General features: G+C 55.9%; 14 protein-coding genes. 10 read left to right on the top strand and 4 right to left on the bottom strand.

Features of this window, described 5'->3' with window-relative positions; all coding sequences use genetic code 11:
- Positions 1 to 401: 401 nt before the first annotated feature.
- A complete protein-coding gene (locus LIO64_RS09905; RefSeq protein WP_290549281.1) occupies positions 402 to 1,538 on the bottom strand; it encodes an acyltransferase in 1,137 nt (378 codons plus the stop codon).
- A 31-nt stretch (positions 1,539 to 1,569) separates the two neighbouring features.
- Between LIO64_RS09905 and LIO64_RS09900 the strand changes: the two genes are divergently transcribed.
- Positions 1,570 to 1,956 (top strand): hypothetical protein, encoded by a 387-nt coding sequence (locus LIO64_RS09900; RefSeq protein WP_290549280.1) that lies wholly within the window; start codon positions 1,570 to 1,572, stop codon positions 1,954 to 1,956.
- Positions 1,957 to 2,256: 300 nt separating this feature from the next.
- Here the strand turns inward: LIO64_RS09900 and LIO64_RS09895 are convergent, their stop codons facing one another.
- Positions 2,257 to 3,063, bottom strand: coding sequence for a S24 family peptidase (locus LIO64_RS09895; RefSeq protein ID WP_290549279.1), 807 nt, complete (start codon positions 3,061 to 3,063; stop codon positions 2,257 to 2,259).
- Positions 3,064 to 3,341: 278 nt separating this feature from the next.
- On the opposite strand from LIO64_RS09895, the gene LIO64_RS09890 reads away from it, so the two are divergent.
- From LIO64_RS09890 to LIO64_RS09850, 9 genes are all read left to right on the top strand, one after another.
- A complete protein-coding gene (locus LIO64_RS09890; RefSeq protein ID WP_290549278.1) occupies positions 3,342 to 3,491 on the top strand; it encodes a hypothetical protein in 150 nt (49 codons plus the stop codon).
- A 151-nt stretch (positions 3,492 to 3,642) separates the two neighbouring features.
- Complete coding sequence (locus LIO64_RS09885) at positions 3,643 to 3,930, top strand: cyclophilin-like fold protein (RefSeq protein ID WP_290549277.1); 288 nt, start codon at positions 3,643 to 3,645, stop codon at positions 3,928 to 3,930.
- Positions 3,931 to 4,315: 385 nt separating this feature from the next.
- Positions 4,316 to 5,188 carry a DUF3737 family protein gene (locus LIO64_RS09880; RefSeq protein WP_290549276.1) on the top strand — a complete coding sequence of 291 codons (873 nt, stop codon included), beginning with the start codon at positions 4,316 to 4,318 and terminating at the stop codon, positions 5,186 to 5,188.
- Positions 5,185 to 6,360, top strand: coding sequence for a MalY/PatB family protein (locus LIO64_RS09875; protein WP_290549275.1), 1,176 nt, complete (start codon positions 5,185 to 5,187; stop codon positions 6,358 to 6,360). Before LIO64_RS09880 ends, LIO64_RS09875 begins: the two co-directional genes overlap by 4 nt.
- A gap of 76 nt (positions 6,361 to 6,436) precedes the next feature.
- On the top strand, positions 6,437 to 7,444 hold the full coding sequence (locus tag LIO64_RS09870) for a DUF362 domain-containing protein (protein WP_290549274.1): 1,008 nt from the start codon (positions 6,437 to 6,439) through the stop codon (positions 7,442 to 7,444).
- A gap of 49 nt (positions 7,445 to 7,493) precedes the next feature.
- Complete coding sequence (locus tag LIO64_RS09865; RefSeq protein ID WP_345779585.1) at positions 7,494 to 8,339, top strand: aldo/keto reductase; 846 nt, start codon at positions 7,494 to 7,496, stop codon at positions 8,337 to 8,339.
- 232 nt (positions 8,340 to 8,571) lie between these two features.
- Complete coding sequence (locus tag LIO64_RS09860) at positions 8,572 to 9,708, top strand: metallophosphoesterase (RefSeq protein ID WP_290549272.1); 1,137 nt, start codon at positions 8,572 to 8,574, stop codon at positions 9,706 to 9,708.
- A 198-nt stretch (positions 9,709 to 9,906) separates the two neighbouring features.
- Positions 9,907 to 10,485 carry a flavodoxin gene (locus LIO64_RS09855; RefSeq protein WP_290549271.1) on the top strand — a complete coding sequence of 193 codons (579 nt, stop codon included), beginning with the start codon at positions 9,907 to 9,909 and terminating at the stop codon, positions 10,483 to 10,485.
- Positions 10,486 to 10,493: 8 nt separating this feature from the next.
- Positions 10,494 to 11,540 carry a carboxymuconolactone decarboxylase family protein gene (locus tag LIO64_RS09850; protein ID WP_290549270.1) on the top strand — a complete coding sequence of 349 codons (1,047 nt, stop codon included), beginning with the start codon at positions 10,494 to 10,496 and terminating at the stop codon, positions 11,538 to 11,540.
- A gap of 148 nt (positions 11,541 to 11,688) precedes the next feature.
- On the opposite strand, the gene LIO64_RS09845 is transcribed toward LIO64_RS09850, so the two are convergent.
- On the bottom strand, positions 11,689 to 12,174 hold the full coding sequence (locus LIO64_RS09845; protein WP_290549269.1) for a MerR family transcriptional regulator: 486 nt from the start codon (positions 12,172 to 12,174) through the stop codon (positions 11,689 to 11,691).
- Positions 12,175 to 12,449: 275 nt separating this feature from the next.
- The gene (locus LIO64_RS09840; protein WP_290549268.1) at positions 12,450 to 13,157 is read right to left on the bottom strand and encodes a PEP-CTERM sorting domain-containing protein; all 708 of its coding nucleotides are present in this window, start codon (positions 13,155 to 13,157) and stop codon (positions 12,450 to 12,452) included.
- Positions 13,158 to 13,173: the final 16 nt, after the last annotated feature.

Genomic DNA, 13,173 nt, shown 5'->3' with positions numbered 1-13,173 from the left:
GAATCAAACCTTCGTTCCCACGTGACGAAGGTTAAGACATCTCCGCCTTCCCCTGTTTCCCCTCACTCCCAACGGCTGAATATGGAGTTATTCCATCATTGTGGAAAGATGGAAGAAGGCGGAGCTCCGGGCAAATCGGCGGAGTACATTTTCCTTCGGCAGGGCCGGACAGCCTGCCTTGTGTGGAAAGGAATGGAGTCCGTCGCGCTTACCTCCATGTTTTCATTCGGCCTTGCAATTGTCTTGGTATCCAAAGGGACGGGCAATAAACGCCGGAACAACCTGTTAATCAGCCCTCCGGGAAGTTATGGTAAATGTTATGTATCTAGGCTATGAATTTCATGACCGTTGGCACTTGGCCAAGAGGAAAATGCTTAGGATATTCGTTCCAGGGCCGTCGGTTATTTGTTCCGTTTCAAGAACAGTTTTGCCAGGTATTGACGGACGGGTTCATCGTAGAACTTCAGGCAGAGCCAAGCCAGCAGGATGCTTCCGATGACGACGGCCAGGGCGCCGGGAAGGGATTCAGAGAAGGAGAGGTCGCCGTTTTTCACCCATGCGTAGTACAGGTAGATGAACGGGTAATGCACCATGTAGAGGGGGTAGGAGATGCTGCCCAGGAATCGGCATATTTTGTCCGTATAGGGATCGGTGATTTTACCGGAAGCGCCGAAGAGGAGGATGAGCGGGAAGAATACCGCGAAACACGCGGTTTCATAGAGGCTGTTCATCCAGAAAGCGTCTTCTCCTCCCAAACGGGGAACGGCCAGCAAAATGGCGAGGGACAGGCCGCATATCCAGAAGGATCCCTTGATGTTGACCGGTTTGAACAGGCGGAACAAGAGCAGTCCTGCGGAGAAGGAGTACAAGAGGCGCAGGGAGCCGCCCGTCCATTCCGTTCCGGTCATGGCAAATCCGGAGCATATGTCTCCATTAGGCCCCCAGAAGCTGAAGGAAGCCAGTCCGCACCCGGCCAGGACAACCAATACCGCCAGGGAGCGCGTAGAGAGTTTCCGGATAAACAGGGCATAGAGCAGGTTGCCGATGTATTCGAAAAACAGCGACCAGCTGGGACCATTGAGCGGATACATTTCTCCCAGGCCGCGAATTTCAAGGCTGGGAGGAGAAGGGATCAGCAGAACGTTGACAAAGGTGGCGACCAGCAGGGAGATGACCGTGATTTGCGATACATCCCACACGGAACAGCCTTGAAAGTAAAACAGGAGCGCGCCAATGGCCGCCCCTATGGCCACCATGGGCTGCAAGCGTATGAGCCGCCGCTTGATGAATTCTTTCGTCGTCATCGTTTTCCAACGGTTGTCATAGGCGTAACCGATGACAAAACCGGAGAGCATAAAGAAAAAGTCGACGGCCAGGTAACCATGGTTGATGATTTGGTCCACATGGCTTGTTGCGTATGCTTCAAAGATATGGAACCATACGACGACGATAGCGGCCACTCCGCGCAATCCGTCAAGAATATGGTAGTGATGTTTTTCGCTTCCGGGTGGAATGGGGAAATTTTGTGCTTTCAACATAGGAGCAGCAGTTTTTAATTTTGTTTTCGGTTTGGTTGGAGAGATCAGCCCATTTCCCGCTCCGGATTGGTTCGTACAAGGCAGAACCTATCCGGAGGCGCTATTGTCGCGTTACCTAAGCAAATACCATTTCCCCCTGCAAGTTCTTTCATTCATTGTCCCCTATTTGTTGTGGAGCAAGGCGCAGACCGAAAGACCGTTTCCGGAAGGAGAAAATCATCCACAGGTGCCGGAAGGCGCGGGCATGGGACGAAGAGCAGGACGTCCTTTAGCACAGAAGTATTTTCCGGGAGCCGGTTTTCAGTTTGCTTTCCTGCACACAGAGGTCTTTTCCCAAAAAGCGGCAAAGAGAGGGTATGAAAGAGGAATTCGGTTGCGCGTGACAGGGGGAACGGTGGCAGAAGGAAGGCGACAATAATGGGGCAGGCGATCGCCCGGAAGGGGCAGGAAAGAAGGGAGAGCCCAATATTGCCGAAGGAAACGGGGGCATCTTAATGAAGCGGGCAACCCTATCCATTTTATTCAGGATGGAACCGTCTCCTGATCTTAACGGCGTCCAGAATGGCTTACCTGCCCGGCCAGCGTACAGTCACAGATGCCGAGACATGCTCCCGGAGCACGGACGTTGGCGCTGTAGGGGAAGGAAGAAACAGGGGCCAGCATGGCCGGTGGAACCGGAGTGCCGGAAGCAATTTTTTCGGGAACAGGCAGATGGAGTTTATCCCTTGCGATAGTTGGCAAGCGTTTCCACATATACTCCGGAAATGCTGCCTCCGTCGATGGGGTCAATGTCCTTGAACGCGGGATTGATGGGTTGCAGCACGTGTTCCGTTTTCCCTGTTTTCGCGTTTTTCCTGCATACCAGCTTTTTCAGGGTGACGCCGCGCCCGTCATTGTATTCCACGATCGTGCCCGGTTTGGGGATGGGCGGGGCCGTATGGCGCCGCATGACCACCAGCGCACCGTCCATGATGAGGGGTTCCATGGATTTTCCTTCTACGCGGACGACGTATTCATTCCTGCCCAGGGGCTTTTTCAAGTAAATGGTGGACGGTACGGTATCGCTTTCCGACAGAGAACCTGCGGCAATGTTGCCGACAATCTGCGTACTGTATTCGTGAACGGCGTGTCCGGCAGGGACCGGGAATTTTTCAATCATGGGAACGGAGGGAGTTCGTTCAGGGCGGCGTTGATGCACGTCCGCAGCTTCATCCGCCAGATCCGTCAGCCACTGGCGGAGGGGAACGCCTTTTTCAGAGGCTGCCGTTTCATACTTCCGCATGCGTTCCTCCGTAATTTCGAGCACCAGGCGGTTGAGCTGAATGGGAACGTCTTCCGGCTGAACGGGGGTGCCTTGAGACATCAGGGAGTGAATTTTTAAAATGGCGTTTGCAGGAAAGGGGCCGGAAGGGGAAAGCCAGTTATTCACCGTTCCCTTTTCCGTGCCGCATTCCCTGGCCAGCCAGTCACGGTCCTTGCCAATGGCTTTCAACCAGTTTTTCACATCCTCCTTTGTCGGGGTCATGGCTTAATGATACACGATTTTCGTGAATTGTCGATAGAAAGAAATAAATTAAATTCGTGAAATTAGGTTGACTGATTAACGAAAATCGTTAAAAAGGCGTTATGAAGTACATGCCTTTAGACCTTTCCATGATGAAGCCTGAGCCGTTTCCCTGTCCCCTGGGCATGAGGTCCGACCTTTATTCCAACAGACAGCCTCCGGAAGAAGAAGGATGGCGTGGCCGGATCCATTCGGTTTTCAGGGGGGCGCAAGCGTTGATCCATCAATGCAGGGCAAAGATGGAACGGGAGAAAATACTTCAAACCATTTTTTCCATTGCAGGAGCCTGCGCTTTTGGCCTGCTGGCTGTCGGAGTATTCTGGCTGGCTGTGGAAATGGATAATTCCGATTTGCAGGCGGCCAAGGCCTCCTGTGCCGAGAGGCAGTAAGCGTGCTTATGCCAACTCTCCGGAACGGTTCCTTTTTGATGCCGTATCCGGAGAAATTCGGGGCCATGTTTGATGAAGAACCCGGCATTTTCCTCCGGTGGAAACGGCCCTGTGCAGGCATGAAAAGTTCAGATGGGGAACCGGCGTCTGCATGGATTTTCTTTTCCTGCTTCCCCTGACTCTTATTCTGGAAGATTACGGCGGTACAGAGAAGATCGGCCCCTTGTCCGGCAAGTTGTCCACGGACGGGGCTCCCGCCATGGGAGAACCTTTCCGCGGGGCGATTGCCTATTACGACCCGTGGGGCAATTTGTGCATTTTCAGGAAGGATTTCAGGCCCTCCGGCAGCCTGGTCATTCCGGGAAGCGTGGATGGGGAAGACCTCAAGTTCCTGGATGTTCCCGGGAAGTTCCGCGTGACCATTGACGTGAAGCGATGACTACGCCAAGTACCGTTCCAGCGCAGAGGAAGCGGTCAACAACGTAGGCGCTTAGGGGAACCTGTTGGTAACCGTCGTTTTGGGTGCGCGGCCGGAGTGAAAGGGAAGAATGAAGATGTTTTCATGTATCCCCGTTGATGGGGAGATTGTTATGACAGTTAATATTTGCTGAATATGAAAACATTATAAATGATGAACCAGAAAATGCTAAAAATGCTTTGCATTACAGTTACTATAACGAATAGCCTGAAGAAAGAAAGAAGAAGGCATGGAGGGCGGCCAGCCCGTTCCCCATCTTTCTCCGGCTCTCTCCTTTTCCGGAAATCGGCCGCTGCTTAAACGGCACGCCATGAAGGCCGGAAGAACATTTTACCAGATCATCACCATGACCAAGAGAATTATTAAAAACACTTCCTACGAGGGGGAGCGCCCCTTGTTCGCCTCCCATCATTTGAGGCTGGAAGACGTTACGATTTATCCGGGGGAGTCCGCCCTGAAGGAGTGCTCCGACATTGAAGCCGTGCGATGCGAGTTCCAGGGGAAGTACCCTTTCTGGCACAATGACGGGATCCTGATTCAGGACTGCCTGTTCAAGGAAGGCGCCCGGGCCGCCATCTGGTATTCCCGGAACCTGCGCATGAAGGATACGCGGGTGGAGGCCCCCAAGATGTTCCGGGACATGGACGGAATGGTTCTGGAGAACGTGGTCCTGACGGATGCCCTGGAATGCTGCTGGCACTGCCGGAATGCGGAGTTGAGCAATGTGCAGGCGGACAACGGAGATTACCTGTTCATGCATGGGGAGAATATCCGCATTGACCGGTTCCGCCTGAACGGGAATTACTCCTTCCAGTATTGCCGGAACGTGGTGATCCGCGGGGCGGAGATCCATTCCAAGGATGCCTTCTGGAATACGGAGGATGTTACGGTGCATGATTCCGTGCTGGACGGGGAATACCTGGGCTGGCATTCCAAAAACCTTCGTCTGGTGAATTGCCGGATCTCCGGCACGCAGTCCTTGTGCTACGCGGAAAACCTGGTGCTGGAGAACTGCACGTTCGGGGAGGATGCTGACCTTTGCTTTGAGTGTTCTTCCGTCCAGGCGGAGATCAAGGGACGCGTGCACAGCGTCAAGAATCCGCGCAGCGGCCGCATCGTGGCGGAAGGGTATGGGGAAATCATTCTGGACGAGCACTGCAAGGCGCCGGGCAACTGTTCCATTGAAACGGGGAAAAAACAATCGGGAGAAGCCGCATGAAGTACGATTTTGATACCGTTGTTCCGCGCCGCGGCACGAATTCCTACAAGTGGGATTCCATGCCGCAGGCGGATATTCTGCCCATGTGGGTGGCGGACATGGATTTCCGGACGGCCCCGGCCGTGACGGAGGCCCTCCGGAAGAGGGCCGAGCACGGCATTTTCGGCTACACCCGGGTGCCGGATTCCTATTATGAGGCGGTCACGAACTGGTTCGAACGCCGCCACGGCTGGAAGATCAATCCGGAGTGGATGATTTACACGACGGGGGTGGTTCCCGCGCTGTCCGCCATTATCAGGGCCCTGGCGTCTCCGGGGGACAAGGTGCTGGTGCAGACGCCCGTGTATAACTGCTTTTTCTCCTCCATCCGCAATAACGGATGCGTGACGGAGGCCAATCCGCTGAAGTACGAGAACGGAAGATATACGCTGGATGTGGAAGACCTGGAGCGGAAGGCGGCCGATCCTGCCGTCAAGCTGATGCTCCTGTGCAATCCGCATAATCCCGCCGGACGCGTCTGGACGAAGCCGGAGCTGGAGACGATCGCGGCCATCTGCCGGAAGAACGGCGTTTTTGTGGTGTCTGACGAGATTCATTGCGAATTGACGTATCCGGGGCATCCCTACACTCCTTTCGCCTCCCTTTCAGAGGATGTCCTGCTCCATTCCGTCACCTGCATTTCACCCAGCAAGGCGTTCAATCTGGCGGGCATCCAGATCGCCAACATCGTCGCGGCGGATGAAGAGGTGCGGAAGAAGATTGACAAAGCAATCAACATCAATGAGGTGTGTGACGTCAACTCCTTCGCCGTGGATGCGCTGGAAGCGGCCTACAACCACGGGGAGGACTGGCTGGAGGAGCTGAAGCTTTACCTTTACGGGAATTACGGGACGGTCAGGGATGTGCTGAAGGAACGCCTGCCGCAGCTCCGCGTGCTGCCGCTGGAGGGAACCTATCTGGTCTGGATAGATTGTTCCGCGCTGGGGCTTGCCTCCGGGGAAGTTGTCCGTCTGCTGGAGGAAGAGGGCCGGGTGCTGGTGAACGGCGGGGAAATGTATGGGGAGACGGAGGGGTGCTTCATCCGCCTGAACATCGCCTGTCCCCGGAAATTGCTGCTTGAGGGGCTGGAAAGAATTTGCCGGACCCTGGGCGGCCGCGTTGCCGGAACATGAACGCTCCCGGCGTACGGAGTCTCTTACCAATAGGGAGAAGAACAATCAATCATCAATCACAAACAATCAAGTTACCATGGGAAACAATCTGACTAGAAGAGCGTGGCTTCAATCCTCCACCGCCATCCTGGCCTCTCTGGCGCTGCCGGAGTACGCCCTGGGCGCCGCAGGGGAGAAGAACGGGGCCTCCAGGGTATGGATGACGAAGGAGATTTCTCCTGAGGCTCTTGTAAGGATTTACCAGGCTCTGGGGCGACCGGCTTCCGGCAGGGTGGCCGTCAAGATCAGCACCGGGGAACCGGGCGGCCATAACTTCCTGAGTCCGGATCTGATCAAGGATCTGGTGCATCACGTGAAAGGCACCATTGTGGAGTGCAATACGGCTTACGGCGGCAAGCGCTCCCGGACGGAGGACCACCTTAAGGCGGCGAAGGACCACGGTTTTTCCGACATTGCCCGGGTGGACATCATGGACGCGGAGGGAGAGTTCACCATTCCGGTGAAGGACAGGAAGCACCTGGAATTCGACATCGTGGGGAATCATTTGAAGAACTATGATTTCATGATCAACCTGGCCCATTTCAAGGGGCATGCCATGGGCGGCTTCGGCGGGGTGATCAAGAACCAGTCCATTGGCGTGGCTTCCGCGGGCGGCAAGGCGTACATCCATTCCGCCGGAAAAACGCGGGACGTTTCCGCCGTGTGGAACAATCTGGCCAAACAGGATGATTTTCTGGAGTCCATGGCGGCTTCCGCGCAGGCGGTGGCCGATTACTTCGGGGACAGGATTTTGTACATCAACGTTATGAACAAGATGTCCATTGACTGTGATTGCGACGCCCATCCCCATGATCCGGAAATGAAGGACATCGGCATTCTGGCCTCCACCGATCCGGTTGCGCTGGACCAGGCCTGCCTGGACCTCGTTTACGCCGTCAAGCCATCCGAGGGTGACAACAGCAAGCCCCTGATAGAGCGTATTGAGAGCCGCCATGGCCGCCATACGGTGGATTACGCTGAACAAATAGGCCTGGGCACCAGGAAGTATGAGCTGAAGGAGCTGCCGCCGCAGACAGTCGCTTGACGAAACATTTCCCTTTAATATTAAGAAAATAATACCAACAGAAACAATGATGGAAGAAGTTACATTGAATAACGGAGTGGTCATGCCCATCCTGGGCTTTGGAGTTTTTCAGATACCTGACGCCGCGGAGTGCGAGCGCTGCGTTCTGGACGCGATCGACGTCGGTTACCGTTCCATTGATACGGCCCAGATTTACGGCAATGAGGAGGCCGTAGGCCGTGCGGCGGAGAAGAGCGGGGTGCCGCGAGAAGAGCTGTTCCTCACCACCAAGGTGTGGATTACCAACGGCGGTTATGAAAAGGCGAAAGCTTCCATAGACGAATCCCTGCGCAAGCTGCGCACGGATTACGTGGACCTGCTGCTCATCCACCAGCCCTTCAACGATTATTACGGCACTTACCGGGCCATGGAAGAGGCGCTCCGGGCCGGCAAGGTCCGCGCCATCGGCGTGAGCAATTTTTATCCGGACCGTTTTGTGGACCTGGCGGAGTTCTGCGAGATCAAGCCCGCCGTCAACCAGGTGGAAACGCACGTGTTCAACCAGCAGGTGAAGGCCCAGGAACTCATGGCCAAGTACGGTACCCGGGTGGAATCCTGGGGGCCTTTTGCGGAAGGGCGCAACGGATTTTTCACGAACGCGGTGCTGAAGGACATCGGAGAGAAGTACGGCAAGACCGCGGCGCAGACGGCCCTGCGCTTCCTGATTCAGCGCGGGATCATCGTCATTCCGAAGACGACCCACCGGGAAAGGATGGAGGAGAATTTTAACGTCTTTGACTTTGAACTTTCCCAGGAAGACATGGGAGCCATCGCCAGGCTCGACCGCGGGGAAAGCCTTTTCCTGTGCCATCAGGATCCGGAATCCGTCCTGTACCTGATCAATTACGGGAGATAGGGTCAGGGAAGAGAGAAGGAAAGCCCTGTCCCGGCCGGGATAGGAGCCGTTGGGCTAGGGGAAGCCTTTTCTTTCCTGCGGCCATGGCAGGAGACAGGGAGCGGCCCGGAGGCCGTCTCCGGATAGGACGGCATGGCATCTTCCCTTTCACGGTAGGGGGATGCCGCCGGGTTTCCCTCCCTACGGCCATACCAATTCAGCGGAGTTTAATGAATTTTTACTGAAAAAACACATGATACTGATTTTCGGGGCATTGCTCGCCGTTTACGTTTTCTGCCGCGCCATCCTGCCATTGCGGCTGAAATGGGGCTGGAAGCTCCTGCTGGCCCTCCTTCTGGCGGTGGCTGCCTTTAAATTCCATCTGCTGCATTTGTTCGGCGGCCCCATGTTCTTTTCCCCGGTTCTGCCTGAAGGAATCCTGCTGGCGGCCGCATGGCTGTTTTCCGTTCTTTTCCTGTTCTTTTTCCTGCTGCTGGCGGCGGACGTGGTGCGCGGCCTGTATCTGCTGGTCCTGCTTTGCCTGCGTAAGAAGAGGACGGAACAGTTCCGCATCATCGGCAACCGGGTGAATCTTGCCCTGCTGGTTCTTGCCGCCGTGCTGGCTACCGTGGGCATCATCGGCGGCACCGGCGTGCCGCAGGTAAGGGAGGAAACGATTGCCGTGAACCATCTGCCGGAACGTGCGGAAGGCCTGACGGTCGCTGTGCTGGCGGACCTTCATGTGGACGGCATCACGCGGGCGGACCGCATCAGGAAGATCGTGCAGCGCACGAACGCCCTGAATCCGGACATCGTTATTATTGCCGGGGATTTTGTGGATGGAACGGTTCCCGTGCATGGGGAGGACTTGAAGCCGCTTGCGGAGTTGAAGGCCAGATACGGGGTGTTCGGCGTGCCGGGCAACCATGAGTATTATTCCGGGTATGAGGAATGGATGGAGTTTCTTCCCTCCCTGGGTATCAGGATGCTTTCCAACGAGCATGTGCTGACGGGAGGGGACGCCGTGGTGCTGGCGGGAGTGACCGATCCTGTGGCCGCCATCATGGGGAGGGAGGAGCCGGACATCGGCAAGGCCCTGGCGGGAGCTCCGGAACGGGGCGTGCGCATTCTCGCCGCCCATCAGCCGCGGCTGGCGCCGGAGGCGGCGGAACACGGCGTGGACCTTCAGGTTTCCGGTCATACGCATGGAGGCATGATTTCCGGAATTGACCGGATTGTGGCCCGGTTTAATGAAGGCTTCGTTTCCGGATTGTACACGGTAGGAGGCATGAAGCTGTATGTCTCCAACGGGGCGGGAATCTGGAACGGTTTTCCCATTCGCATCGGCGTTCCTTCGGAAATCGTGCTGCTCCGGCTTCGGAAAGAGTAGCAAGAGTGTGGAGAATGCAGAATTTAGAGTAGGGTGGATGCAGTCTTTTGGAAAGATGAAAAAACATATTGACTTATAGTTACTCTAACCTTTAGAGATGGATAAGAAACAAGACTTGTGCAGGAAGACTGCCGGATGAAACCGTGTTTCACCGCAGGCCGTTTTCCGCCTCTTCTTTCAATCAAGACCATTCAATATATGAAAACAATATCAATCATATGCACGCTGGCAGCCGCCCTGATGACGGGGGCGGGCTGCTCAGGGGAGGAACAGCCCAAGGTTTCCGCGGAACCGGGAAAGGTTCTCATTGCCTACTATTCCTGGGGCGGCAATACGAAGTACGCTGCTTCGCAGATTCAGAAGGCGACGGGCGGAACCCTGTTTGAAATCAAGCCGGTCAAGCCTTACCCCTCCGAATACCGGGAATGTACCGTACAGGCCAAGAAGGAGATTCAGGACGGAGTTCAGCCGGAGCTGGCTGCCAAGGTGGAGGACATCGGCAAGTACGACGTGATTTTCATCGGCAGTCCCAACTGGTGGAGTTCTCTCGCGCCTCCGGTCGCCTCTTTCCTGTCGGGCCATGACCTTTCCGGAAAGACGGTGATCCCGTTTGTGACGCACGGGGGAGGCGGCATGGCGCACTGTGAGGAGCAGGTGCGCAAACTGTGCCCCAAGTCCACCGTTCTCAAGGGCGGGGCCTTTTCCGGAGCTGGCATCCGTACGGCAAGGGCCGCTCTGGTCAAGTGGGTCAATGACACGATCACCATCAACAAATAACGCTCTCCATGAAACGAATCCTGATGGGAATGGCTTTTTCCCTCGCCTGTCTGATGAACCTTTCAGAAGCTCAAACCATGAATAACGATACAAGCGCCTTGTCGCCACAGGAACGGCAGATCGCCGCCATCAGCGCCCATACGGCCAGGGGGGACATGCCCGGCCTCCGGAACGCCCTGGCTGCGGGGCTGGACGCCGGCCTGACCCTGAATGAGATTAAGGAAGTCCTGGTCCAGATGTATGCCTACTGCGGTTTCCCCCGCAGTCTGAACGCCCTGAATGAATTGATGGCCCTGGCGAAGGAGCGCGCCGCGCGAGGCATCAATGATACGCTGGGAGCGGAGGCGGGAGCGCCTCCCGCCGGAAAGAGCATTGACTTCGGCACGGCCAACCAGACGAAGCTTTGCGGCGCTCCGGTGAAGGGAGATCTCTTCCTGTTTGCCCCGGCCATTGACGAGTTCCTGAAAGCGCATTTGTTCGGGGATATTTTTGGCCGCGACAACCTGGACTGGAAAACCCGGGAGCTTGCCACTATTGCGGCCCTGGCTGCCATGACGGGAACGGAAAGTCAGTTGAATTCCCATATCCGCATCGGCAGGCACAACGGCCTGACGGACGAGCAGGTGGAGGCCATTCTGGCGGTGTCCGGTGCGGCGGCGCAAAAAGACGTCTTCCCCAAAGGGGAGCCGGCTCCGGCCAATTTCACCGGAAAAGCCTGGGTAGCCATGCTGGTGGACAACAAGAATTACGACATGTCCGCCTATAACGTCACCTTCGCTCCGGGTACGCGGAACAACTGGCACAGCCATTCCGTGGGGCAGGTGCTGCTCTGCACGGAAGGCGCGGGGTATTACCAGGAGCGCGGCAAGGCCGCACGGCGCCTGGCTTCGGGGGCCGTGGTGGAAATCCCGGCGAATACGGAACACTGGCACGGCGCCGCGCCGGACAGTGAATTCGTCCACCTCGGCATTACGCCCAGGGCGGCTTCCAACAAGACGACATGGGGAGGCCCCGTGACGGATGCGGAATACGCGGAGGCGACGGGGAGTAAATAAAGACCCGGGATTTTCCGGAGTTCCCCTCCTTTCCCTCCGAAGCGGGGGCAGGGAGGGGAAATGTTTTCTCCTTAACGGAAAAATAGAGCGTCCTGGAATTTCACTGAAATTCCAGGACGTTGCCTGTTACGGTTGTTGATGGAAGGGGTTATTCCTCCGGCGCGATGTTCGGTTCGTTTGCGCTGAGGTGGTTCAGCGGATTGCAGCTGTCCGGCCTGCGGTTGTTCAGGAGGTCCTGATAGAATTTCTTCTTGTACTTCAAGACTTCCATTTGTTTTTTCAGGATGCGGAGCTGTTCCCGCAGGCTTTTCTCCTGCTTGAAAATCAGTTCGGCGCGTTCCGGAATGGTGGTGTCCCCTTCCTGGCACAGGTCAATGTAGTGCTTGACGCCCTCAATCGGGAGGCCCGTCATCCGTAGGCAGTGGACCAGGCGGAGCCATCCCAGCGTGTAGTCGGAAAACATGCGGGCGTTTCCTCCGCTGCGGTCCACGTCCGGGATTAGCCCGGCGTTTTCATAGTAGCGGATGGTGTAGGCGGACATTTCCATCATTTCCGCAACCTGCTTCACGGTATATTTGGGGGTTCGGTCATGAGAGGGTCGATAGGTGCAGGATTGATTCTTCCGGGTGATCATCGTGTGGTGGATTGCTTATAGTTACTCTAATATACCATCCGCCACGACCTGGCAAGTTTTCCCCGTGTTTTATGGTTAATAACATGTTTATATACAGGGAAAACAACAGAAGCCTGGTTCTGGTGCCGTAGGGAGTTTTTTTTAACTCTGTTCAGCCGGATTGAAAAAACGGAAAAAGCATGGCACAGGAAAGACAGCTGTTTTTTAAACGCCCGGACATGAAAAAGGCTGTTCCCGTTCCGGAACAGCCTTGATTCACCGAAAGAAAGCATATTTCAGGACCGCACTCTGCGGCGGCGCAGCATCAGGCCGGCGAGGCCCAGCAGCCCCAGGGAGGCCGCCGCCGGTTCGGGAACGGCTAACGTCCCTTCCAGGGAAAAGTCTTCAATAGTGGCGTTATCGCCTCCGTTGCCGCCAGTGCTTCCCACAACGGCATAAACCTTGCCGTTGCCGTTTTCCTTCATGGCTTTCAACTGGTCTTCCGTGAGGTCATAGTGCACGTTCCAGGGGGTACCGTTATTGTTCCTCGTTTCCTTGCAGAGTTCCACCATTTCCCCGTCATTGGTTTCATACCAGACGGAATAGGTGTACGTGCCGGTAGTTCCGGAAGGGGTGAGGTTCATGCTGAAACTCAGGCCGGAATAGTCCTGGATGTTTTCAATGGTCATTTTCAGGCCGAAGCAAACGCCCGCCGTGCCGTTCATGCTGGGAAGGTTGATGGTCTGGTCCTCCGGGTTGGAGGTGGCGTTCCCCCAGCGCATGTCGCCGTTGCCGGTGGTGGTGTACCATCCGTCAGAACGGGAACCGAGCCAGTTTTTAACGTCGTCTCCCGTAATGCTGCCGCCGGAAAGGCGGCCGTTGGAGTTATAACCCTGGCCGGTCATGGAGCCAATGTCCGGCATCAGCTCGACGGTTGCAGCGGTAGCGACGCCTGTCAAAGAGACTACGGCCAGGTGGATGATGAGGTATAATGCTTTCTTCATATTCGTGTGAAATGAT

It is taken from the genome of Akkermansia sp. (assembly GCF_020860705.1).
In the GTDB taxonomy this organism is placed as follows: Bacteria; Verrucomicrobiota; Verrucomicrobiia; order Verrucomicrobiales; family Akkermansiaceae; genus Akkermansia.
Note: the sequence above shows the minus strand (reverse complement) of the source record. Positions and strands in the feature narration are given on the sequence as shown.